Below are 22,565 nucleotides of genomic sequence, written 5' to 3'. Positions count from 1 at the left end.
CTCAGCCCTCCGTCTTCTCGCCCGAAAGGCGCCGCACGCCGCGTACGAGGGCCGAGTGGTCGAGGCCTCCGTCGCCCTGCTGCCGCAGCGCGCCGACGAGTTGGGCCAGCAGCGCTCCGGCGGGCACGGCGGCGCCGACGTTGCGCGCGGCGTCGGTGACGATGCCCATGTCCTTGTGGTGCAGGTCGATCTTGAAGCCGGGGCGGAAGTCGCCCGCGAGGATGCTCTCCTTCTTGCGGGTGAGCACCGTGGAGCCCGCGAGGCCCCCGTTCAGCACGTCGAGCGCGGCGTCCAGGTCGACACCCGACTTCTCCAGGAAGACCACGGCCTCCGCGACGGCCTGGATGTTGACGGCGACGATCAGCTGGTTGGCGGCCTTCACGGTCTGACCCGAGCCGTGCGGCCCGCACAGCACGATCGTCCTGCCGAGCGTCTCCAGGACGGGAGCGGCGGCCTCGAACGTCTCACGCTCACCGCCCACCATGATGGACAGCACGCCCTCCACCGCTCCGGCCTCGCCCCCGGAGACCGGGGCGTCGAGCACCCGGACTCCCTTGGCGGCGGCGGCTTTCGCCACGTCGACGGAGGTCTGCGGAGTGATCGAGGACATGTCGACGAGGAGGCCCCCGGCGGGGATGTGCTCCAGGACGCCGCCCTCGTGCAGGACCACCTCCTGGACCTGAGGGGAGGCGGGGACCATGGTGATGACGACGTCGGCGTCGCGCACCGCCTCCGGGATGGAGGAGGCGGCCTCGGCTCCGTCCGCGGCGACGGCCTTCACCCGCGCCGGGTCGAGGTCGAAGGCCGTGACGCGGTAACCGGCGGCCAGAAGGTTGCGCACCATGGGCGTGCCCATGATGCCGAGTCCGATGAAGCCGATCTTCGTGCGCTCCGCGGTGTGCGGCGCGGTGGTGGTGACGGGCATGCGGGACTGCCTTTCGGTGTCGCGGGCTGCGGAGACGGGAGGGCTTGCGGAGACGGGTGAGGTGACGACGAGGGGGCGGCGTTGCAGCGGGACGAGGGGTGGCGGGGCGCGGCGGGCGGGTCCGTCAGGCGGAGCGCAGGGCGCGCGGCAGCCAGTCGAAGGCGGCTTCGCTCGGCCGGTCGCCCGGCTTGTACTCCAGGCCGACGAGGCCCTCGTAGCCGGCGGCGGTGAGGCGGCCGAGCAGGTCGTCGAAGTCCAGCTCTCCTGAGCCGGGGGCGCCCCGGCCCGGGCTGTCGGCGATCTGCACGTGCGCGGTCCGCTCCGTGTAGCCGTCGATGACCTTGTGGAGGTCCTCGCCGTTCATGGCCAGGTGGTACAGGTCCATCAGGAACTTCGCGTTGCCCAGACCCGTGGCCGCGTCGACCGCGTCGGCGACCTCGACGGCCTTGGGCGCGCTGACGATCGGGCAGCCGGGCGACTCGACGGCGTTGAGCGCCTCGACGAGCAGCACCGCACCGGCGTCGTGGGCGGCGCGGGCCGCAAGCGTCAGGTTCTCCAGGGCGAGCCGGTCCTGGTCGGCCGGGTCGGCTCCCGGGACCCGGTTGCCGTACAGGGCGTTCAGCGCCGTGCATCCCGTGGACTGCGCGAATTCCGCGGCCACTTCGACGTTGCGGCGGAACTTCTCCGACTCCTCGCCCGGCACCGAGAGCGCTCCGCGGTCCGGGCCGGGGAGCTGCCCCGCGTAGAAGTTCAGCCCGGTCAGGCGGGTGCCGGCGTCGGTCAACGCCCGTCGCAGCGCGTCCAGTTCGGACTTCGGCGGTACGGGGGAGTCCGGCCACGGCCACCACAGCTCGACCGCCGTGAAGCCGGCGGCGGCTGCCGCGGCGGGGCGCTGCAGCAGCGGCAGTTCGGTGAAGAGGATCGAGAGGTTGACGGTGAAGCGGTGCTTCGTGCCGATCGGGGCGGTGGAGCGGGCGGGATCGGGGGCCACGGCGATCGCCTTCTTTCGTGAGTCCCGGGGGTGCGCGGCAGTCCGAGGATGGCGGCGGGTTGTTTCCGTATTGTGGAAGCGTGTTTCTACTTTATGGAAGACTGCTCTCGCATCCCGGAAGCTGTCAAGGGGTCTGTGCTGGCTCTGTGCCGCTCCGTGCGTGCCCGAGCGCGCCCGTCCGGCCGCTCCGCGTGCCCGGCCTCCGCCTTCCGATGGCTGGGATGCGGCGGGTTCGCGTAGGTTGGCCGTGTGCGATTGCGAGTTGAGTTCACGACCGAGCCCTTCGATCTGGACGAGGCCCCGGACCACGCGCTGGTGGCCCGCCAGGTCGTGCAGGCGGCGCAGCTCGATTCGGTGGACGTCGGCCCGTTCGGCAACACCGCCGAAGGGGCGGCCGAGCAGGTGCTGAGCGTGGTCGACTCCCTGCTCCGCGAGTCCCTGGAGGCCGGGGCCACGCGTATCTCGCTGCAGGTCAACGTCGTCGACGACGGCGCGAGCGGCGCCGGCCCGTCCGGCGGGAGCCCCTCCGGCGGCACCCCCTCCGAGCGCCCCCGGGGCAGCGCGTGAGCGGCAGCGAGCAGGACAGGTTCGCCGCCGCGGTCAAACCCCTCGTGGACGCGATGGGCGGCGAGATGATCGCCCCCGAGGAGGCGCAGGGCGACGACGTGGTGCTCGCCTGGGAGGGGCGGGACGTCCTCGCCGTCCGGCTGCCGCACCTCTCGGACTCCCTCGACCACATCCTGGCCGAGCTGGAGCGCCGCCACGGCATGCCGCTGGCCCAGCTCGACCGCAAGGCGAAGCAGTCGGTGGTGCGCCTGCTGGAGACCCGCGGCGCGTTCTCCGTACGGCATGGCGTGGAGACCGTGGCCGGCGCCCTCGGCGTCAGCCGGTTCACCGTCTACAACTACATCAACTCCCAGGAGGAGAAGCGCGCCGAGAAGCGCCGCGACGAAGAATGACGCGCCCTGACATGCCGCGCCGCGCTGCGGCCCGCCGAGCGGCGTCGTGCCTGCGCGTGGGCGGGCCTCCGCTTCCAGGGGATCTTCGGAACCGCGGAGTCGGCGCGGGACGACATCACTAGGGTGAGCGCACCGCGTCGGGGCGAGACCGCAGCAATTTGGGGGACTGATGGAGCCGTTGGAAGCCGGGGACCCGCGAGTCGTCGGTCCGTTCCGGTTGACGCACCGCCTGGGTTCGGGCGGTATGGGCCGGGTGTTCCTCGGTGAGTCCCCGGCGGGGCGGCGGGTCGCCGTGAAGCTCGTACGGGAGGACCTGGCGTCCTCCCCGGGGTTCCGCGCCCGCTTCCGGCGCGAGGCGAAACTCGCGATGCGGGCGGGCGGCTTCTGGGCCGCTCAGGTCGTCGACGCGGACCCCGACGCCCGGGTGCCGTGGATCGCGAGCCAGTACGTCGACGGCGTCTCGCTCTCCGAACGCGTCGCCCGCCAGGGCCCGTTGGGAGAGTGGGAGGTGCGCAGGCTCGGCGGCGGCCTGGCCGAGGCCCTCGCGTCTTTCCACAAGAGCGGCCTCGTGCACCGCGACCTCAAGCCGTCCAACGTCCTGCTCCTCGACGACGGCCCGCGGGTCATCGACTTCGGCATCTCCAAGGCCCTCGAGACGCTGGAGACCGCCGAGGCGACCGACCTGACCCGGGTGGGGACCGTCCTGGGCACCCCCGGTTTCATGGCCCCCGAGCAGGCGCTGGGGCAGGCCGCCGGTCCCGCCGCCGACGTCTTCTCCCTGGGCGCCCTCCTCGTGTACGCGGCCACCGGCGCGGGCCCCTTCGGTGACGGGCCCTCGCACGCGCTGCTCTTCCGGGTCGTGTACGAGGAGCCCGACCTCAGCCGACTCCCGCACAGCTTGCGGGAGTTGGCTGAGGAGTGCCTGCGGAAGGCCCCTGAGGACCGGCCCTCCGCCGACGGACTCGTCACGCGTCTCGCGAGCCAGCAGCCGCCGCCGGACGATGCCTTCCCGCACGGAGCCCTCCCGGACGTCGAGCCCACCGGCGCGGGGCGGGGCGAACCGAATGCCGACGGCGAGGCGGAGACCGGGCCGCAGGAGCTGATCGCGCATGGGGCCGCCTTCGAGCCCGAGAGTGAACTGCCGCCGGGGGGCGGTGTGTTCGCGGCCGGGGAGTGGGGTGCCAAAGTGTTCTGGCGCCGAGTGCGCGGGCCGCTGACGTGGGCCGCGGCGATCGACGTCCTGCTTCTCGTGGCGGGGGGAGTGTCCGATGTCATGAAGGTGGCGTCCACGTGCGCGTTCCTCACCACCATGCTGTACCTGATCTACGGGGTGAAGGCCGCGTTCCCGCTGCTGAGGGCCAGGACGGTGCGGGTGGCTGCGGACGGGCTCTCGCTGCGGCACGGATCGCGTACCCTCACGGTGCCGTGGCGGGACGTCGCGTCGGTCACGTTCGTGAAGGAGAAGAACGAGCGGGGGCTCGCCCTGACGGCCCATCTGGCCGAAGGGGCGGACGTGCGGGTCCCGCGCCCGCTGCGCGCCGGCGACGGCGTGCTGAAGTGCACGATCGCCTCGGCCGCGAAGCAGGAGACGAGGGATCGCGAGAACGGCCTGGAGTCGGCGCTGCGCAGCCTGGCGGGAGGCCGGTACCAGCAGACGTTCCGCTTCACGCGGTGACGGGCCTGGCCTTGTGGGCGGACGGGTTGTCCTTCGGGCCCGAGCGGTGCGGTAGGAGCTTCTCGCGGCGGCAAACTTCAACAAAGTGTTGACGTCTGGCGTCGCGGGGGTCTTAGCTGTTCCCAGCCGGAGAGCAGCACCGCTTCGGAGGCCCCCGGAGGTCCCTCAGTGACAGCTTCCCCCGCAGCACCAGGCCTGACCTGGCTGAACTCGTCCACCGAGAGCGACGCCCGCGCCGCGCTCCGGTCCGTCTGCACCGCGCGCTCCTGGATCGGGACGGTGCTCGCCCGCCGCCCGTACGCCGGCACGGAGGATCTGCTCGCCGCGAGCGACGACGCGACGGCCGCGCTCGACACCGGCGGCCTCGCGGAGGCGATGGCGGGCCATCCCCCGATCGGCCGTCCCGAGCCCGGGGACGCGGCCTCCGCACGGGAGCAGCGGGGCATGGCAGGGGCGCCGGAGGAGCTGAAGGAGGAGATGCTCCAGCTGAACCTCGCCTACCAGGAGAAGTTCGGGCACGTCTTCCTCATATGCGCCACGGGCCTGACGGCGGAGCAGATGCGGGACGCCGCCCGCGCGCGGCTGGCCAACTCCCCGGAAGCGGAACGCGAGAACGTACGAACCGAACTGACGAAGATCAACAGGATCCGCCTGAGCGGACTCGCGGAGAGGGAACCCCAGCGAGCATGAGCAAGGCAGACACGACCGCGGCCTCGGTCTCCACGCACATCCTGGACACCAGCGCCGGCCGTCCCGCCCCGGACGTCGCCGTCGAGCTGTCGGTGCGTACGGGCCGTGACGCCGAGTGGAGCGCGCACGCCACGTCCCGTACGGACGGCGACGGACGCTGCAAGGACCTTCCGGCGCTGCCCGGAGGTGCCACACACGCGCGGCTCACCTTCGAGGTGGAGCCCTACCTGCGGAGCAAGGGGAGCGACGGCGGTCCGCACAGCTTCTTCCCCGAGGTGACCGTGGTCTTCGCCGTCGCCGCGGGCGAGCACTACCACGTGCCGCTGCTGCTCAACCCGTTCGGCTACTCCGTATACCGAGGGAGCTGACAGCGATATGGCAAGCCCGATCACGGTTCTCGGCCAGAACCAGTACGGCAAGGCGGAGAACCGCGTCGTCAAGATCACCAGGGACGGCGGGACCCACCACATCAAGGACCTCAACGTCTCCGTCGCCCTCAGCGGCGACCTGGACGAGGTGCACTACTCCGGCTCCAACGCGCACGTCCTGCCGACGGACACCACGAAGAACACCGTCTTCGCCTTCGCCAAGGAGCACGGCATCCGGACGGCCGAGGACTTCGGCATCGCACTGGCCCGGCACTTCGTGGACAGCACCGAACCCATCACCACGGCGCGTATCCGCATCGAGGAGTACGCGTGGGACCGCATCGCCACCTCGGGCGGCGACGCCCCGCACTCCTTCGTGCGCAACGGAGGCGAGATCCGCACCGCGCAGATCACCTACGACAGCCGCGACGGCGGAAGCCTCGAGGTGCTCGGCGGGCTCAAGGGCCTGACCGTCCTCAACTCCACCGACTCGGAGTTCTGGGGATACATCAAGGACAGGTACACGACGCTCGAAGAGGACTACGACCGCATCCTCGCCACGGAGGTCAGCGCCGTGTGGCGGCACAACTGGAACGGCGAGGGCACGCCGCCCGACTGGGACGAGTGCTACGCCGGCGTCCGGACGCTCCTGCTGCGGGCCTTCGCCGAGACCTACTCCCTCTCCCTGCAGCAGACGCTCTACGAGATGGGGTCCCAAGTCATCGAAGGGCGGGACGAGTTGGACGAGATCCGCTTCTCCATGCCCAACAAGCACCACTTCAAGGCGGACCTGAAGGTCTTCGGCATCGAGAACGAGGCCGCCGACGGAGCCGTCTACCTCGCCGCCGACCGCCCGTACGGGCTCATCGAGGCGACCGTCCTGCGGGACGGAGCCCAGGCGCGGATACCGGTGGACATGACCAACCTCTGAGCCCCGTACGGGAGCCGGCCCCGCACACCCCCGCACGGGCCGGCTCCCGGCACGGGCCCACCTCCCGATCCGCCTCCCACCCCGGACCCCGGGCCGCTCCCACCCCCGGCCCCTCCACCCCGATCGTCACGCGACCCGCATCCGAGGACGTACACATGGCCGACACGGCAGGCACGACCGAGCGCGTAGTCATCGAGAACTGCGCCGTCGCAACCGTCGACGCGCACGACACCGAACACGCCGCGGGCCACGTGGTCGTCGCGGGGAACCGGATCGAGTCCGTCGGCGCCGGAGCGGCGCCCGAGGGTCTGACGGGTGTCGTGCGGCGCGTCGACGGGACGGGACACCTCGTCACGCCGGGACTCGTCAACACCCACCACCACTTCTACCAGTGGCTCACCCGCGGTCTGGCGCAGGACGCCAACCTCTTCGACTGGCTCGTCGCCCTCTACCCCACCTGGGCGCGCATCGACGAGGAGATGGTCTACGCCGCCGCGCGCGGCTCGCTCGGCATGATGGCGCGCGGCGGCGTCACCACCGCCATGGACCACCACTACGTCTTCCCGCGCGGCGCGGGCGACCTGCTCGGCGCCGAGATCCGCGCCGCACGCGAACTGGGCGTCCGCTTCAACCCGACCCGCGGGTCCATGGACCTGGGGGAGTCCGACGGCGGGCTCCCGCCCGACTTCGCGGTGGAGACCACCGACGGCGCGCTCGCCGCCACCGAGGAGGCCGTCGACACCTACCACGACCCCTCGTTCGACTCCATGCTGCGCATCGGCGTAGCCCCCTGCTCGCCCTTCTCCGTCACCACGGAACTGCTGCGCCAGGCCGCCGAGTTGGCCCGGCGCAAGGGCGTACGGCTGCACACGCACGGCTCGGAGACCGTGGAGGAGGAGAAGTTCTGCCACGAGCGGTTCGGCATGGGCCCCACCGACTACCTCGAATCGGTGGGCTGGCTGGGCGACGACGTCTGGATGGCGCACTGCGTGCACATGAACGACTCCGACATCGCCGCCTTCGCACGCACCGGCACGGGCGTCGCCCACTGCCCGTCGTCCAACGCCCGGCTCGCCGCGGGCATCGCCCGGGTCCCGGACATGCTCGCGGCCGGCCTCCCCGTCGGACTCGGCGTGGACGGCACGGCCTCCAACGAGTCCGGCGAACTCCACACCGAACTGCGCAACGCACTCCTGCTCAACCGGCTCGGCCCCCGCAAGGAGAAGGCGCTCACCGCACGCCAGGCGCTGCGCCTGGGCACCTACGGCGGTGCGCGGGTCCTCGGCAGGGAGGCGGAGATCGGCTCCCTGGAGCCCGGCAAACTCGCCGACCTCGTGTTGTGGCGCCTGGACGGCATCGGGCACTCGTCGATCGCCGACCCCGTCGCCGCGCTCGTCCTCGGCGCGGCGGCACCGGTCACGCTCTCCCTCGTCAACGGCCGCCCCGTCGCCGAGGACGGCCGGCTCACCAACGCCGACGAGGACGACGTGGCCCGCAACGCCCGTGACCAGGCACGCCGCCTGTCCCACATCGCGGCCGGCGGCGCCTGAACCGGCCGCGCTCTGGTACGACACCACAAGAACTCCGGCCGGGAGGGACGGCTCCCGGCCGGGCCAGCGACACCACCGCCGTTCCCGGGACGTGGCCCAACCCCCTCACGTCCCGGGACGGTCCGGCACCCCGGGCGGTACGGCGCACGCGAACAACCGCATGACCGTGACCTCATCGACAGATGGCCGCATCGACTGATCGCCAGGAGGCCCCGCCGTGGCCGAGAAGCCCAGGTCCAGTGACCGGAGCAGCACGCAACCGGACAGCGCGCACACACCGGCGCGAGAGGACAGGCACCCCGTCGACCAGACGCTGCCGCCCCTCAGACTCGTCACCACCGGGCTGCAGCACGTCGCGGCCATGTACGCGGGCGTGGTGGCTCCCCCGCTCATCATCGGAGCGGCAGTCGGCCTCTCCGTCACCGAACTGACCTTCCTCACCGGCGCGAGCCTCTTCCTCGCAGGCGTCGCGACCCTGCTGCAGACGGTCGGCGTGTGGAAGATCGGCGCCCGGTTGCCCTTCGTCAACGGCGTGACGTTCGCCTCCGTCGCCCCGATGCTCGCCATCAACAAGTCCGAGGGAGCCGAGAACGCGCTGCCGGTCATCTTCGGCGCCTGCATGGTGGCGGCGGCGCTGGGCTTCGTCGTCGCCCCGTACTTCGGCAAGCTCGTGCGCTTCTTCCCGCCGGTGGTCACCGGCACCGTCATCACCCTCATCGGCGTCTCGCTCATGCCGGTCGCCTTCAACTGGGCGCAGGGCGGCGACCCGGCGGAGCCCTCGTTCGGCGCGGCGAAGAACATCGCCATGGCGGGGGTGACGCTCCTCGTCGTGGTGCTGCTGCGGCGCTTCACGCGCGGCTTCGTCAAGCAGATCGCCGTACTGATCGGCCTGGCCGTGGGGACGCTGATCGCGATACCCGTCGGGCTGACGGACTTCAGCGCGCTGAAGTCCGCCGGACTCGTCGGCTTCCCCACGCCGTTCCACTTCGGAGCGCCGCAGTTCGCCGTGGCCGCGATCGTCTCGATGTGCGTCGTCATGCTCGTCTCGATGACGGAGTCCACCGCCGACATGCTGGCGCTGGGCGAGATCGTGGAGCGCCCGGCCGACGAGAAGACCATCGCGGCCGGACTCCGCGCCGACACCCTGGGCTCCTTCGTCAGCCCCTTCTTCAACGGCTTCCTCGCCACGGCCTTCGCCCAGAACATCGGCCTCGTCGCGATGACGAAGATCCGCAGCCGCTGGGTGGTCGCGGCGGGCGGCGGCATCCTGATCCTGCTGGGGCTCTGCCCTGTGGCGGCCGCCCTCATCGCCACCGTGCCGCAGCCGGTGCTGGGCGGGGCGGGCGTCGTCCTCTTCGGCTCCGTCGCGGCGAGCGGCATACGCACCCTGGCCAGGGCGGACCTCGGCAACGACGACAACATCGTGATCGTCGCGGTGTCCCTCGCGGTGGGGCTCGTCCCGGTCGCCGCGCCGGACTTCTACCACGTGCTGCCCGGCAGCGCCCGCATCATCCTCGACTCGGGCATCTCCACGGGCTGCGCGACGGCGGTCCTGCTCAACCTGGTCTTCCACCACTGGCGGAGCTCGCGCCGCGGCGACGACGGCGCCGGCCCCGCGGAGGAGGGACCCGCCCGCGAGGACCGGACGGACCCGGCTTCGGGAAGGTGACCCGGGGCCTGTGTCGCGGAGCTCAGCGGACCCGCTGAGCTCCGCGACACAGGCCCTACCGCTGCCCGCGTGCCGCCCGCAGGTACCGCACCGCGACGCGCTTCGTCCTCTCCGGAGATCCGTGGAGGCGGTGGACGACCAGACGGCCCCCGTCAGTGAACGCCCCCGCGAAAACGGAGGAGTTGAGCGTCGCGCCGTCGTGCCAGAGCAGCCGGCCGCTGCGCTGCCAGCTGCCGGCCGGGTCGCCCAGGGCACGGTCGACGACGAGCTGCTGCACCAGGGAGTCGACAGCGCGGGGCGTGGCCCACATGCCGGCGGCCGGCAGTACGGCGCCGTTCGTCGTCCACAGCCTCCTCGGACGCCCGAACAGGCCGGTGGGGACGAGGCGCCGGCCGGCGGGGGGCGTCACGGCGAAGCCGTCGCCGAGACCCAGCGGGTCCAGTACGCGGGTGCGGACGACGTCCTCGAACGTCTGCCCCGCCGCTGCGGACAGCACCGCCCCGAGTACGGCGTAACCCAGGTTGGAGTACACCTCCTCACCGCCCGGCGGAGCGACGGCGACCTCATCCAGCCGTGTCAGCAGATCGCGCAGCGCGGCGTCCGTGAAGTTCAGATACGGGTCGGAGTCCAGCGGGCCGGGAGGCAGGCGCGGCAGGCCGGAGGTGTGGTCCACCAGGTGCCGCAGCGTGATGCCGGTGCCCCGTGGAGCGCCGACCCAGCGTTCCACGGGATCGTCCAAGCCCAGCACGCGGTCGTCGGCCAGCCGGGCCAGCGCCGTTCCCGTCAGCACCTTCGTGAGGGAACCGATCTCGACGAAGGCGTCCGGAGCATGGCCGTGGCGGGACTGCGGCTCGCAGACGTCGTCGCTGCCCAGCACGCACTGCGGCACGGGAAACCTCATGTTTCCGCCTCTCCGCCCGCCCGGCGCCGGAACATGAGCCGGCTTGCCGCGTAGGCCACGGTCTCGAACGCGGCGAGCACGCACGACACTTGGACGACCGTCTCCGTCCGCATGCCGTAGAACCGCGCGACAGCCACCCACACCAGCACTGACAGAACGATCGTGAAGAGGCAGGAGAGCACGTGTTCGCGGAACCTCGCGGGGCGACGCGGGAAGAAGTTGCTCAGGAGTTCGGCGATCACCATCATGCAGGCGTCTCGTTTCAGCTCGCGGACCGCTTCCGTGGGAAGGGCGCGTACCGCGTTCTCGGACGGGAGAGCGAAGCTCCGGCCCGGCGCGCGAAGGCCGTGGTCCTGTCGATCTCTTTGCTGAGGAAGATCATGTCGCAGGCGATCATGGTGAGGGCGAAGCCGGTCAGGCCCATGAGCAGCGCGATCGACGCCCAGCGGGAAGTACACGAGGAACAGGGTGGCCGAATACGTGCCGAGGTAGACGAGCAGTTCATTGCCGTAGACATGCTCCGAGACGCCCGGCCACGTGAATTCGGGAACCCTGAGGATGTAGAAGAGGGCTGTCCCGTCCTGCCACATCGGCCCCTGCACCTTGTAGAGGCCGCTCACCACGTAGATGAGGCACATCTGCGCGGCTATCGCCCCGACTCCCAGGGTGTGCAGGGGCCTTGAGAGGCTCCGCGCCCATTCGGGAAGACGGCAGGAGAGCTCGGCCGCGGCGCCCGTCGATACCGAGAAGCGGTCGTAGCAGCGGGTCAGCATGAGCATGGGAATGACGAGGTACGCGAGGTTGTCGCCACCGTCGATCAAAGCCGTCTGCCGCTGGTAGACCGACCAGAGGAACACCCAGTGCACGGCGAGTCCGAGCCGCCCGCCGAACCCGACCAGAACCGAGAAGGCCGCCAGCGCCCCCAGGTGGAAGACGGTTTCGGCCCACAGCGGTGAGCCGCTCCACGAGTAGATGCTGAAAGCGCCCGAGTCGGCCAGCTGCTCGACGAAGACGTGGTGCGGAAGCACCCCGTCGGGGCCGAACAGGTAGCTGCGGTCCTTGTACTGGCTGACGTAGTACATGAAGCCGACGAACCCCATGAGGACGCGGGCCGCCGACACTCCAGCGGTGCTGGACGGGCGGGCGGCGATCCGGTCGAGGGAGGCGATCGCGCTACGGATCACAGGCTCCCGACCTCCCGCCAAGGGAAGTCCTCGACGGAGACCTTCCCGCTGTCCGCGGGCTGATCACGCCTGGACCAGGGGGGAAGTTCGTGCACGTACATGCGTACCTGCACCGCGTGCGGCCGGCGACCGCCGCACGCGGGGGGATGCTGGTCGGAGGCGTACCGCGACAGGAAATCGACGGCCTCGTCGCGGGAGGCCTTCTCGTGCGGCATGAGAGGGGGGAGCGGCTTCTTGTCGTTCTGCGCCTTCACGCGGTACCGCTCCATCACCTCGTCGGTGTTGTGGATCTGCTGCAGGGAATTGGTCACGAGCCGTGACATCCGCGACGGGAAGAAGCGGCTCCCATGGACTCTCTCGATGTGCTGGGAAGTGACGTCGTAATAGCGCGTGACAGAGCCGCTTCCGCACCTGGCGCGAGCCAGGATCCCCTGGTCGTCCGAGAGCGGAACAGGGGCGAACAGCAGCCAGTTCTGTGTGAAGTAGGGTGCCAGATACTCGTTGACCGGGCCGTGATAACGCAGCTTCGCCGGGCTCAGCGGAGCCTGGGAGAGTGCCGCCAGCATGAAATGGGAGCCCAGGAGGGCGACGCCGCAGAGCAGCGCCACCCTCCTGATGTTCCGGATCCTTCGCGTCACCGGTCGAATACTGCTTCCGCCGACGTGCCCTGCGGTCCGGACACGTGCGAAGGCTTGACGCCGAAAAGGCTGCCGATCAGGGAATTGTTGCTCGACCCGGATCCGGCCGCCGCCCGAGCGTGAACGGCTGCCTTCCCGGCCGCCTTGCCCGCGGCTTTGGCCGCCTTCGCCGCCACGCTTCCGACGACCTTCGGCGACTGCTCACCGGGTGCCGGTGCGCCGGCCGACGCCGCGGTAGCGGCCTTCGTCTCCGCGGGTGCCGCAGCCTGCGCGGACCCCTGGGTGGCCACCAGGAGAGCCGCGACTCCCAGCGCTGCGCCGACGACGGCGGCCATTGCTCTCTTCTTCATCAGATCCCCCTGAATATCTCCGAATTGACTCTTCTCCGCGCCGGCATCCGTTCGGGATACGGCCGTCGCTGTGACGAATGGCGCCGTCCCCGTTCTTCCCCGTGCCGTGCTCGCGGAAGTGGGCGGTGAGTTCTCTCCGCCCGGTTCACGGCGCCCCGCGGTGCCGTGAACCGAACCCGGTCGAGCGGGTTCACGAAAAGATCTTCACACACGATCCAGGACAGGAGAAACCACGTTTCGCGGCGGTGACTTGTAATGGGTGGCTTATGCCGGGACATTCGGACCGGGGGGATAAGCTTCCGGTTCCGGTTCCTCTGCGTGCTGGCCTTCTGCGACGGAGGGCCATGATTCTGTGACCCTCCTTACAGGCAAGATCAAGCCCCGGCAGTGTCATTTCCGGGCCTTCTTCAAGCGCATCTGCCGACGGCTCCGTTTCGTTGAAAATGAGACCGTCCCGCCGTCCAGGAGATTGAGGGATAAATAATCCTCCCGCGCTCTCGGAATTTCTTCTCGGAAAGCGCCCGCCGTCATCGCTTCCGCCGGCGCACCCCGTGCAGCACGCTGCGGCGTGCCCTCCCTTGACCTGCGGTCGTGTGCTCGTGTGTCGTCATGGCGCCGAAACTACGGGCGGCCGTCGGGGCGGAACATCGCCTGGACCCGGGAGCCGGGTGCGCTTCCCTCCACCCCGCCGGGGCCCGCGACCCGCTGCCACCTGCGGCCGCCGCCGTGCCGCTCTGGCCGGGGCGGAGCGGTCCCATCGGGTGACGCGCGAGGCCGCCGGGCACGGCACGCGCCGTCGTCCGGCGGGCCGCCTCCGGCTTCGGCTGGCCCTCGGAGCCGTGCATGGCGAACAGTTGACCGACTTCCGCCGTCATGCGGCCGTTTCAGATGTACGTCGTCCCGCGGGCGGGGCGGAGCCGCCAACTCGATTGCGGCGCACGGGAGTCGGCGTCCGGCGGGCCGGAACCCCCTGCCGGGCCCCTCCCAGCCTTCCCCAAAGCTCCGGCGAGCCGCGCCGCCGTTGACCGGACGGGGAGTCAGGATGGTGGCTCTACGACTTGGGAGGGTGAGCACTTGTACTTCCGCGATCTGCCACCGACAGCCGCCTGGCAACACCTCGACGCCCGCACCGGCTTCGAGGTCGTCTACTTCGAGACCCTCAGCGACGGCTTGCGCATCCACGGCTGCACGACCGCCTTGGAGGAGGGCCAGACGTGGATCGTCGGTTACATGCTCGAAGTCGACCACGGGTGGCACACCCGCCTCGCCCGCGTCTCCAGCCGGTCGTCGCTCGGTCACCGCAAGACGTCGCTCGCCGTCGACAGCGCCGGCCGCTGGCGGGTCGACGGTCAGGCGGCGCCGCACCTGGACGGGTGCCGGGACGTCGACCTGGAGGCCTCCGCGATGACCAACGCCCTTCCCGTGCACCGGCTTCGACTGGCGGTCGGTGCGAAAGCGGACGCCCCGGCGGCCTACGTACGGGCAACGGACCTGTCCGTGGAGCGACTTGACCAGACGTACGCGCGGGCCGGTGACGAGACGGGCCGTCAGCGCTACGACTACGCGGCGCCCGTCTTCGACGTCGACTGCCGCCTCGCCTTCGACACCTCAGGCCTCGTCCTGGACTACCCGGGGATCGCCGTCCGCGCAGGCTGAAGCGCGGAGACGCCCCGTCCGTCCGCGAGTTCGCTGCCCGTCCGGAGGCGGGCAGCGAACTCGCGGACGCATTTGCGTCGGCCCCGGACTTCCGGCGCGGAACCGCGAACCAAGAACCCGAACGCTGAAACGGTTGCCTCTGGCCGATCTTGTCTGTTGCCCGAGCACGTAGTCCTCCGCCGGTGCGTGTTCCGCGATCCCCGAGGCAGAACTGAAACCGGTGGCGGCGGCAGCGGTACCGGTAAGGCGGTCTGTTCGTCGAAGAACTCGCGCATGGACTTCGGGCCGAACCAGGGTTATTCCCGCGGGCGACTGGAGCCTGAAGGTGCCCCAGGACCACCGGAACTTTCCGATGTGTGAAGGTTCCATCACGGTGAGCACCTGGCAGCGAGCAGTTCAGCAGGACGTTTCGGAGCCCACTGCCCCCGCGGAGAACCGGGGGCGGTGACCCCGGCCCGCGACCGGTCACACCGGCGCGGCGCCGGCGTAGGGCAGGAAAACGCTCCAGGCTTCGCGGGAAATCCTGAGCTCGGGTCCGCGTTCGGTTTTCGAGTCGCGGACGTGTACCGACTCCGGCAGCGTGGCGACCTCCACGCAGTCGTCGCCCTGTGAGCCGCTGTAGCTGCTCTTGGACCAGACGGGTTCGCCGGTGCTCATAGCGTCCCTCCCATTCGCCTCAGCAGGCTCACGGAGTCCTCGGGGGAGAGAGCCTGTGAGCGCATCCTGGCATACCGCTGGAAGAGGACGCTGATGTCTTTCGCGCCAGAGATGAGCTGGCCCGTCTGCTGGCTTTCCGTGTAGCCGAGCCACTGGTGGTCCGCGGTCTCCAGCAACCGCAGAGGCCCGTCGAAGCCCGCATGCCAGGGCTGCCGGAGCGGCATGATCTGCAGTTCGACGTTCCACAGCTCCGCCACCTCCAGGAGGTTGCCGATGAGGGCCTCCGTCACACCGGCTCCACCTGTGCCGCGCTCGATCAGTGCCTGCTCGACGATGAAGCTGAAGGCGATCGGGCGCTCCCTGCGCAGGAGCCTCTGACGCTCCAGACGGGCCTCCACCCGTTGCCGGACCTCGTCCGCGGAAGGCGGCGGAGGGACGCTCAACGTGACGGCCCGCGCGTACGCCTCCGTCTGCAGGAGCCCCGGGATCACGCGGCATTCGTACGTGCACAGGCTCACCGCCTCCTCCTCCAGGCGTGCCCACTCGCGGAACCAGGAGGCCAGCCCCGGCCGGCGTACGGCATGCCGCGCGGCTGCGCGCAACGCGCCGAAGGCGTCCAGGAGTTCCTCCGCGCGTTCCACGAAGTCCCCCGGCGGCAGTCTCCGCCCCTGCTCGACGGAGGCGATGGTCTGCGCCGAGTACCGCACGCGCGCGGCCAGTTCGTCCTGCGTGAGCCGCGCCCGTCCGCGGAACGCCTTGAGTACCGCCCCGAAGGCCTTGAGGCCGTCGGAGCCCTCCGGTTCGGCATGTGTCCCGCTCGCCGTACTGGCGCTCCCCGTCATCTCCGGCCACCTCCGTGCTCGCGAACCGCGTTCGACTCAGAGGAAAATGGTCACGCTGAGTGACCTCCGCGTCCACCGGAAAGGCCCGTACGCGCCCCGGCGTACGGGTGTGAGCGCTGGTCAAAACCGTCCGCACGGAGGGGAGCCGGCTGCATGTCTCAATGAGGGGCCCACCCTCGTGCCGGAATCACCGTCACCGTACGTGTGTTCGCGCGGCGGCAGGTTTGCGAGTGGTGGCGGGCGGTGCGGCGCTGCCTCAGCTCAGGCCGAGCCGGGCGGCCAGTCGGGCCAGGTCGGTGGCGTACAGGTCGAACCGGTCGGAGGCGGTGGGCGCATCGGTCACCGGGCGGGCCACGTAGGCAGTGCGCAGACCGGCGTCCTGAGCCGCACGCAGGTCCCAGGCGTGGGTGGCGACCATCAGCAGACGCTCCGGCGGAACGCCGGAGACGGTGACCGCCAGCCGGTAGACCTCCGGATCGGGCTTGTAGCTTCGGGCGTCCTCGGCGGAGAGCGCTTGGTGCCAGCGGAGCCCGGCGTGGGCGTTGAGCCCCAGCAGCGCCGTCCGGCTCGCGTTGGACAGGCCGATCAGCGGGAACCGCCCGGCGAGCCGGGCGAGTCCGCTCAGGGAGTCCGGCCACGGCGGCAGTCGCCGGCCGCCGGCCAGGGCCAGTGCCGCCACCGCGGCCCGGTCGTCGACTCCGGCGGCCTCCGCCACGAGCCCGGCGGCCTCGCGGTCCAGGGCATCGCTCGTGACGTATGGGCGGTTCCCGTCGAGGACGCGCTGCTGCTCGCGGGCGACGTGGCTCTGCCAGAGCGACAGCAGCCGCTCGACACCGGACTCGTCGAGAGAAGGGTCGAGTTCACGGATGCCGGCCCGGATGCCGGCGGGTTCGTCGACGAGCGTGCCTAGCACGTCGAAGACGACGGCGTCGATCTCGAACTCCGTCATCGGCAGTCTCTCCTGAAGGCGGGAGCGAGCACGGGCGGCAGCCGGCTCCCGCGGCCGGAGAGGCGGGGGAGTGGCTGTGGGCCGAACGCCCTGGCCGGCCGTCGGCATTCCCGCCAGTCGCCCGGAGGCGGGCGGGCACGCCGGCGCGCGATGTGTATCAGAAAAGCGCCCCTCGGTGTCCGTGTTGACCCTGGCACGGCCCTGCCACGAGTCGGACCCTTGACGTATGAATCCTGAAATCCTTGCCCAGGAGGGCTATACCTCCGCCTCCGCCGAGGAGGCCCCGGTACGCGAACTCTTCCCCGGAATCAGGCGGCGTCCGCTGTGGACGGGGCCGGGCGGCGCTCACGCCCAGGTGCTGGAGATGGACCCGGGCACGTCCTGGCCGCACCGCGACGTCCACGAGCCCGGTCCGGAAGAGGTCTACGTCCTCGAGGGCACGTTCAACGACGGCGCGCGCGACTACCCGGCCGGGACGTTCCTGCACGCTCCGGCCGGTTCGTGGCACGTTCCCGCGACGGAGACCGGCTGCACGCTGTTCGTCTTCTACCCGGAGGGCTGAGGCCGGAGTTCGAGGCCGGAGCGCGACTCCTGAGTCAGCGGCTGCCGGGCACGGCCGTTCCGCACATGGAGCGGATCGTGCTCCGGGGCCGAACGGGCGCCGCTCAGAGGACAGGTGTCGTCTGGGCCAAGGCGATGCGCCAGCCGTCGTCCTCCCTGGCCAGGACGTAGGTCATGGCACCGGCAGAGGGCAGCCCGGACGGGCTCTCCGCTCCGGGACGTTCGTCGTGGACGGTCTTGGTGAGGCTGACGACGGCGACGTCCGAAGCGGCGAACCGGATGTCGTCGACCTCCAGCGAGGTCCTGACGTTCTTGAGCGGGGAGGAGAGCGCCTCGGCCATGGCCGAAGCGAAGGCCTGACGCCCGAACACCCGCCTCCCCGCCAAGTTGACGATCACCGAGTCCGCGGTGTGCAGCGCGGGCAGCCCGACCGGGTCGGTTTGCGCCTCCTGGGACCGCGCGACGAGTTCGCGGATCGCCTGCTCGTCGGCGCCGTGGCCGTCGCGAGGTTCGCGGCCGTCGCGGCCGTCGTGGGGTTCGCCGGAGTTCTTGGCGGGGAGCGCGGAGTTCGTGGTGTCCATATGGGTGAAGCTAGTTCTTCAACTTAAGTTGAAGTCAACTCCACCCGCAGGTCCGGCAGTTGAGGCTCACTTCAGATGGCGGACGAAGAACCGGCCGGCGTCGTCCCCTTCGAACTGCGGGACGCCGGTGTGCCCGCCCATGTTGGCGTGCAGCGTCTTCTCCGCGGAGCCGAAGGCCTCGAACAGGTCCAGGGCGAGCTGCCGGTCGTTCCCTTCGTCGTCCCACTGCAGCAGGACCAAAAGCGGAACGGCGACCCGGCGGGCCTCCTCGAACGTGGCGCGGGGCACGTAACTCCCGGCGAACAGCAGGGCGGCGGCGATACGCGGTTCGGCCACCGCCATCCGGATGCCGATGGCCGTCACCCCTCCCGAGTACCCCACCGGGCCGCCGATACCGGGCAGCGTGAGGAGGGCGTCCAGGACGGTCCGCCACTCCGGGACCGCCTTGTCGACCAGCGGGAGGACGAGGCGTTCGACGATCCCGTCGTCGACGGGCTCCCCGGCCTTCAGGGCCCGGCGCAGGTCGGCCCGGGCCTCCTCGACGGCGGGCAAACGCGGCCGGGTGCCGCTCCCGGGGAGCTCGATCGTGGCCGCGGCGAAGCCCTCCGCCACGGAGTGCCGGGCCCGTGCCGCCAGCCGGGGGTACATCCCGTGCAGTCCGCCGGGGTGGCCGAGGAGGATCAGCGGGGCAGGTTCGGACGCGGATTCGTCCTCGGGCGTCCAGAGGATGCCGGGGACCTCACCGAGGGTGAATTCGCGTTCGAGGACAACGCCGTCGAGGCGCTGTTCGGAGGTGAATCGCATGGTCGGGCCTTTCGGGAGTGCTCAGAGCGGCGCTCCCGGACGACCTGTCGCCCGACCGTGACCCCGGAGGGGAGCACCCATGTCGATACAGCGTTCACGGGTACCACCTCCTCGTCGTCTCGCACGGCCTCCGAAAGATGTAGCAGAGACGGCCGCGGGGCTGCCAACGGGTTTCCGCGCAGGCTGCGTTGCCGTCCTCCCCGCGGCTGCCGGGAGCACGAGCGCGAGCCGGCGCGGCGGCCACGTCGGCAGCGGTGCGGGGCCGCACCGGGTTCGGCCCGATGCGGCCCCGCAGGCACAGGCGGACCGGCGCACCCGCGCCGACTCCGCTCAGAGCAGTTCGTACGCAGGGAGCGTGAGGAATTCCTCGTACTTCTCGTCGAGGGCGACGCGCAGCAGCAGGTCGTGGGCGCGCTGCCACTCGCCTGCCGCGAAGCCCTCCTCGCCCAGCTCCTCGCGCAGTGCTGCCTGGTCCTCTTCCGCGACGCGGCGGACCAGGTCCGGCGTGACGCGCTGGGCGCCCTCCGGGGTGTCGTCCAGTACGACGCCGGCGTTGATCCACTGCCAGATCTGGGAGCGGGAGATCTCTGCCGTGGCCGCGTCCTCCATCAGGCCGAAGATGGCGACCGCGCCCATGCCGCGCAGCCACGCCTCGATGTAACGGGTGCCGACCTGGACGGCGTTGCGCAGGCCCGCGTACGTCGGTTTCGCCTCCGTGGAGTCCACGGCGAGCAACTCCTCGGCGCTGACGGTCACTTCGTCGCGGAGCCGGTCCTTCTGGTGGGGGCGGTCGCCGAGGACGGCGTCGAAGGACTCCTGCGCCACCGGCACGAGGTCGGGGTGCGCGACCCAGGAGCCGTCGAATCCGTCGGCCGCCTCGCGGTCCTTGTCCACGCGGACCTTGCTCAGGGCCTGCTCGTTGGCCTCGGGGTCGCGGCGGTTGGGGATGAACGCGGCCATGCCGCCGATGGCGTGGGCGCCGCGCTTGTGGCAGGTGCGGACGAGCAGTTCGGTGTAGGCCCGCATGAACGGTGCCGTCATCGTGACCGAGTTGCGGTCGGGGAGGACGAACTTGGCGCCCGCGTCACGGAAGTTCTTGACGATGGAGAACAGGTAGTCCCAGCGGCCGGCGTTCAACCCGGAGGCGTGGTCGCGGAGTTCGTAGAGGATCTCCTCCATCTCGTACGCCGCGGTGATCGTCTCGATGAGGACCGTGGCGCGCACCGTGCCCTGGGGGATCCCGCGGTAGTCCTGCGCGAAGACGAAGATCTCGTTCCACAGCCGGGCCTCGAGGTGCGATTCGAGCTTGGGCAGGTAGAAGTACGGCCCCTTGCCCAGGTCGAGGAGGCGCTGCGCGTTGTGGAAGAAGTACAGGCCGAAGTCGACGAGAGCGCCCGGCACGGCTTCGCCGTCGACGCGCAGGTGGCGCTCGTCGAGGTGCCAGCCGCGCGGCCGCATGACGACGGCGGGCATCTTCTCGGCGGGGCCCAACTCGTAGGACTTGCCGGACTTCTCGTCGGTGAAGTCGATGCGGCGCTCGAACGCGTCCATGAGGTTGATCTGTCCGCCGACGACGTTCTGCCACGTCGGGGCGGAGGCGTCCTCGAAGTCCGCGAGCCACACCTTGGCGCCGGAGTTGCACGCGTTGACGGTCATCTTGCGGTCGGTCGGACCGGTGATCTCCACGCGCCGGTCCTGGAGGGCGTCGGGGCAGGGCGCCACCCGCCAGTCGCCGTCGCGGACGTGCGCGGTGCTGGGCAGGAAGTCGAGGGCGGAGGTCCGCGCGATGTCGGCCCGGCGCGCGGCGCGTTGGGTCAGCAGCTCGTTGCGGCTGGGCGTGAAGCGGCGGTGCAGCGCGGCCAGGAAGTCCAGCGCCTCGCCGGTCAGTACCTCGTCCTGGCGCTCCACGGGCGCCGCTCCGGTGATCTCGACCGGGGAGGGCAGTGAGGCGGGCATGGGGGTCACTCTCCTTCATGCGTGCGGCACGGAGTGCCGCTGGCCGAGCGGGACTCGCGGTCCGCCTTCGGCGGGCACGCCCCGGCTCGGGGGAGGCTTCTGAACTGTGGAGACTAGTTTCCTCATAGTGGAATGAGCAAGGGTCTGTTGACGTCGAGACATCTCTCACTCGTTCGCCGTGAGCGCCTGATGGCTCGCCGTGCCACGAGTGGACCGGCAACCGTCACCGCACGATCGCGCGGCGGCGGCCGACCGCCCGGCGGGCAGGCCCGGCCGGGGCTTCCGGCCGTGTCGCCGGGGCTTCCGGTGAGGCGCCGGACTCCGGTGGGTTGCTGGGTTCCGCACCTGCGGCCGGCGAAACCCGCGGGCCGTTCAGGCGAGGCGAGCCTGCCGTACCGCCCGCGGCGTCAACTGCCGTACGTGCGCAGCCGCTCCAGGTCGGCGGGGGTGTCGATGTCGGACGGGTCCGCGACGTCCCCGCACTCGACCAGTTCGATCTCGCCGGACCGCTCGCGAAGGTAGCCCCGCGCCCCCTGGTCGCCTTTTGCGCGGTCGGCCACTCCCTGCCAGTGGCCGGAGCCGAAGAGCACCGGATGCCCGCGCCGGCCCCCGTACGAGGCCGCTACGAGGGAGGCGGGGGAGTCGTAGGCGGCCCTCACCCGTGCCACGGCCTCCGCTCCGATCCCCGGCTGGTCGACGAGAGCCACCAGTGCGGCGTCCACGCCGGTGCCGGTGAGGGAGGCGAGACCCACTCGCAGGGATGAGCCCATGCCCGACTCCCACTCGGTGTTGTCGAGCACCACGCAGCCGGTCAACTCGGCGCGGGCGCGGACGACTTGGGCGGCCGCCCCCAGTACCACGTGCACCGGGGAGCAGCCGCCTGCGCGAAGTGCCGCGACGGCGTGCTCCACCAGCGGACGCCCGGCGAGATGGAGGAGCGCCTTCGGGCGGCCGCCGAGCCGCCGCCCGCCTCCGGCCGCGAGCAGCAGCCCCGCGACGGCGGGGCGCGGCGGCCCGTCCGCCGCCTCTCCCGGGGCGGTCGTGTTCATGGCGTCCTTCCTTCCGGCCCTGCGGCCTGTCCCCGGCCCGGCACCCGTGCCTGCCGGCCGGCTGCGCGTCTGTGCTGCTCCGTCGGCTGTGCTCTGCCGAGTGTGCTCCGCCGACCGTATTGGGCGTGGCGCATCGCCCTGCATATCCCGCGATTCGGTACGAGAGGCCCGCGGTGGTGTGAACGAGGCGGATCGGCCGTCAATTTCGCCCTCCGTGTGGCGCGATGAGCGGAGAGTGGCGTTTACTTGTCTCCAGCCGCTCGCGTAGTTCTCGTGGGGAGAGCGAACGGCACCATCTCTGTGGGGGAGAACTGTGGTGCGAAGCGACGCTGTGGGGCAGCGCTCGGCAACGGTCACGGACAGCGGCGCGGATCCGCGCGTCGCCGGGCTGAGCAAGGCCGTGGTCCGGCTGAGGTCCGAACTCGACGCCTACCCAGTCCAGTTGAGAGACCGTCATGCGGCTGAGGACGCCCTCGACGTGCTGGAGGAGCAGGTCGAGGCGGGCGTCCCCGCGGCGGACGTGATGCGTCACTCGCTGCTGCTGATCGTCGCGGCGGTGGGGTCGGTGTCCGCGCTCTCGGAGGCGATGACGAGTCTGCGGCAGGCGGTCGAACTCTTCGGCGAGCCCGCGCAGTTCCGCCGCGTCAACTGAGCCGGTCCGGCCGGTCGGGAGGACCCG

General features: G+C 71.0%; 24 protein-coding genes. 11 read left to right on the top strand and 13 right to left on the bottom strand.

Translation table 11 applies throughout. The features are described from left to right. Position 1: 1 nt before the first annotated feature. Together IEY56_RS04820 and IEY56_RS04815 are read right to left on the bottom strand one after the other, a co-directional pair. Positions 2-1,012, bottom strand: coding sequence for a 2-hydroxy-3-oxopropionate reductase (locus IEY56_RS04820; protein WP_268241312.1), 1,011 nt, complete (start codon positions 1,010-1,012; stop codon positions 2-4). Between the two features lie 37 nt (positions 1,013-1,049). Further along, positions 1,050-1,916, bottom strand: a complete 867-nt coding sequence (locus IEY56_RS04815; protein ID WP_373292030.1) for a TIM barrel protein — start codon at positions 1,914-1,916, stop codon at positions 1,050-1,052. A gap of 249 nt (positions 1,917-2,165) precedes the next feature. Between IEY56_RS04815 and IEY56_RS04810 the strand changes: the two genes are divergently transcribed. From IEY56_RS04810 to IEY56_RS04775, 8 genes are all read left to right on the top strand, one after another. Beyond that, positions 2,166-2,483, top strand: coding sequence for a YkoF family thiamine-binding protein (locus IEY56_RS04810; protein WP_189035770.1), 318 nt, complete (start codon positions 2,166-2,168; stop codon positions 2,481-2,483). 53 nt (positions 2,484-2,536) lie between these two features. Next, positions 2,537-2,875, top strand: coding sequence for a helix-turn-helix domain-containing protein (locus tag IEY56_RS04805; protein WP_189035861.1), 339 nt, complete (start codon positions 2,537-2,539; stop codon positions 2,873-2,875). Between the two features lie 169 nt (positions 2,876-3,044). Beyond that, the gene (locus tag IEY56_RS28255) at positions 3,045-4,550 is read left to right on the top strand and encodes a serine/threonine-protein kinase (RefSeq protein WP_229711598.1); all 1,506 of its coding nucleotides are present in this window, start codon (positions 3,045-3,047) and stop codon (positions 4,548-4,550) included. Positions 4,551-4,718: 168 nt separating this feature from the next. Continuing rightward, on the top strand, positions 4,719-5,240 hold the full coding sequence (uraD, locus tag IEY56_RS04795) for a 2-oxo-4-hydroxy-4-carboxy-5-ureidoimidazoline decarboxylase (protein WP_189035769.1): 522 nt from the start codon (positions 4,719-4,721) through the stop codon (positions 5,238-5,240). Then, positions 5,237-5,608: a hydroxyisourate hydrolase gene (uraH, locus tag IEY56_RS04790; protein ID WP_189035768.1), complete on the top strand. Its 372-nt coding sequence runs from the start codon at positions 5,237-5,239 to the stop codon at positions 5,606-5,608. The genes uraD and uraH overlap by 4 nt, the downstream gene beginning before the upstream one ends. Before the next feature lie 7 nt (positions 5,609-5,615). Continuing rightward, the gene (gene pucL, locus IEY56_RS04785) at positions 5,616-6,539 is read left to right on the top strand and encodes a factor-independent urate hydroxylase (protein ID WP_189035767.1); all 924 of its coding nucleotides are present in this window, start codon (positions 5,616-5,618) and stop codon (positions 6,537-6,539) included. A gap of 155 nt (positions 6,540-6,694) precedes the next feature. Next, the gene (locus IEY56_RS04780) at positions 6,695-8,089 is read left to right on the top strand and encodes an 8-oxoguanine deaminase (RefSeq protein WP_189035766.1); all 1,395 of its coding nucleotides are present in this window, start codon (positions 6,695-6,697) and stop codon (positions 8,087-8,089) included. Between the two features lie 217 nt (positions 8,090-8,306). After that, complete coding sequence (locus tag IEY56_RS04775) at positions 8,307-9,758, top strand: nucleobase:cation symporter-2 family protein (RefSeq protein WP_189035765.1); 1,452 nt, start codon at positions 8,307-8,309, stop codon at positions 9,756-9,758. Positions 9,759-9,813: 55 nt separating this feature from the next. On the opposite strand, the gene IEY56_RS04770 is transcribed toward IEY56_RS04775, so the two are convergent. Genes IEY56_RS04770 through IEY56_RS04755 form a run of 4 tightly spaced genes read right to left on the bottom strand, consistent with a single transcriptional unit; the run spans position 9,814 to position 12,831 of the window. Then, positions 9,814-10,659, bottom strand: a complete 846-nt coding sequence (locus IEY56_RS04770; RefSeq protein ID WP_189035764.1) for a serine hydrolase domain-containing protein — start codon at positions 10,657-10,659, stop codon at positions 9,814-9,816. Next, entirely contained in the window at positions 10,656-11,843 is a 1,188-nt protein-coding gene (locus IEY56_RS04765) for an HTTM domain-containing protein (RefSeq protein WP_189035763.1), read from the bottom strand. Before IEY56_RS04765 ends, IEY56_RS04770 begins: the two co-directional genes overlap by 4 nt. Beyond that, positions 11,840-12,481 (bottom strand): DUF5819 family protein, encoded by a 642-nt coding sequence (locus tag IEY56_RS04760; RefSeq protein ID WP_189035762.1) that lies wholly within the window; start codon positions 12,479-12,481, stop codon positions 11,840-11,842. Before IEY56_RS04760 ends, IEY56_RS04765 begins: the two co-directional genes overlap by 4 nt. Further along, entirely contained in the window at positions 12,478-12,831 is a 354-nt protein-coding gene (locus tag IEY56_RS04755; RefSeq protein WP_189035761.1) for a hypothetical protein, read from the bottom strand. The genes IEY56_RS04760 and IEY56_RS04755 overlap by 4 nt, the downstream gene beginning before the upstream one ends. 1,074 nt (positions 12,832-13,905) lie before the next feature. Here IEY56_RS04755 and IEY56_RS04750 point away from each other — a divergent pair. Beyond that, the gene (locus IEY56_RS04750; RefSeq protein WP_229711597.1) at positions 13,906-14,487 is read left to right on the top strand and encodes a putative glycolipid-binding domain-containing protein; all 582 of its coding nucleotides are present in this window, start codon (positions 13,906-13,908) and stop codon (positions 14,485-14,487) included. A gap of 465 nt (positions 14,488-14,952) precedes the next feature. Here IEY56_RS04750 and IEY56_RS04745 read toward each other — a convergent pair whose 3' ends face one another. From IEY56_RS04745 to IEY56_RS04735, 3 genes are all read right to left on the bottom strand, one after another. Continuing rightward, positions 14,953-15,144: a DUF397 domain-containing protein gene (locus tag IEY56_RS04745; RefSeq protein WP_189035760.1), complete on the bottom strand. Its 192-nt coding sequence runs from the start codon at positions 15,142-15,144 to the stop codon at positions 14,953-14,955. Continuing rightward, a complete protein-coding gene (locus tag IEY56_RS04740; protein WP_189035759.1) occupies positions 15,141-15,986 on the bottom strand; it encodes a helix-turn-helix domain-containing protein in 846 nt (281 codons plus the stop codon). The genes IEY56_RS04745 and IEY56_RS04740 overlap by 4 nt, the downstream gene beginning before the upstream one ends. Before the next feature lie 256 nt (positions 15,987-16,242). Next, positions 16,243-16,935: a haloacid dehalogenase type II gene (locus IEY56_RS04735; RefSeq protein WP_189035758.1), complete on the bottom strand. Its 693-nt coding sequence runs from the start codon at positions 16,933-16,935 to the stop codon at positions 16,243-16,245. Positions 16,936-17,161: 226 nt separating this feature from the next. Here IEY56_RS04735 and IEY56_RS04730 point away from each other — a divergent pair, with 226 nt between their 5' ends. Further along, a complete protein-coding gene (locus tag IEY56_RS04730; protein ID WP_189035757.1) occupies positions 17,162-17,497 on the top strand; it encodes a cupin domain-containing protein in 336 nt (111 codons plus the stop codon). 103 nt (positions 17,498-17,600) lie between these two features. Here the strand turns inward: IEY56_RS04730 and IEY56_RS04725 are convergent, their stop codons facing one another. The 4 genes from IEY56_RS04725 to IEY56_RS04710 all read right to left on the bottom strand — a co-directional run bounded on the left by IEY56_RS04725 (position 17,601) and on the right by IEY56_RS04710 (position 21,886). Beyond that, positions 17,601-18,077 (bottom strand): SgcJ/EcaC family oxidoreductase, encoded by a 477-nt coding sequence (locus IEY56_RS04725; RefSeq protein ID WP_189035756.1) that lies wholly within the window; start codon positions 18,075-18,077, stop codon positions 17,601-17,603. A 66-nt stretch (positions 18,078-18,143) separates the two neighbouring features. Further along, complete coding sequence (locus IEY56_RS04720; RefSeq protein WP_189035755.1) at positions 18,144-18,881, bottom strand: dienelactone hydrolase family protein; 738 nt, start codon at positions 18,879-18,881, stop codon at positions 18,144-18,146. 330 nt (positions 18,882-19,211) lie between these two features. Further along, entirely contained in the window at positions 19,212-20,837 is a 1,626-nt protein-coding gene (gene aceB / locus IEY56_RS04715) for a malate synthase A (RefSeq protein ID WP_189035754.1), read from the bottom strand. 407 nt (positions 20,838-21,244) lie between these two features. Then, positions 21,245-21,886 carry a nucleotidyltransferase family protein gene (locus IEY56_RS04710; RefSeq protein WP_189035753.1) on the bottom strand — a complete coding sequence of 214 codons (642 nt, stop codon included), beginning with the start codon at positions 21,884-21,886 and terminating at the stop codon, positions 21,245-21,247. Positions 21,887-22,202: 316 nt separating this feature from the next. Here IEY56_RS04710 and IEY56_RS04705 point away from each other — a divergent pair, with 316 nt between their 5' ends. Beyond that, positions 22,203-22,538: a DUF5955 family protein gene (locus tag IEY56_RS04705; RefSeq protein ID WP_308424114.1), complete on the top strand. Its 336-nt coding sequence runs from the start codon at positions 22,203-22,205 to the stop codon at positions 22,536-22,538. Positions 22,539-22,565: the final 27 nt, after the last annotated feature.

Source organism: Streptomyces daqingensis, assembly GCF_014645895.1.
Classification (GTDB): Bacteria; Actinomycetota; Actinomycetes; order Streptomycetales; family Streptomycetaceae; genus Streptomyces; species Streptomyces daqingensis.
The sequence above is the reverse complement of the archived record's forward strand: the minus strand, read 5'-3'. Positions and strand labels throughout refer to the sequence as shown.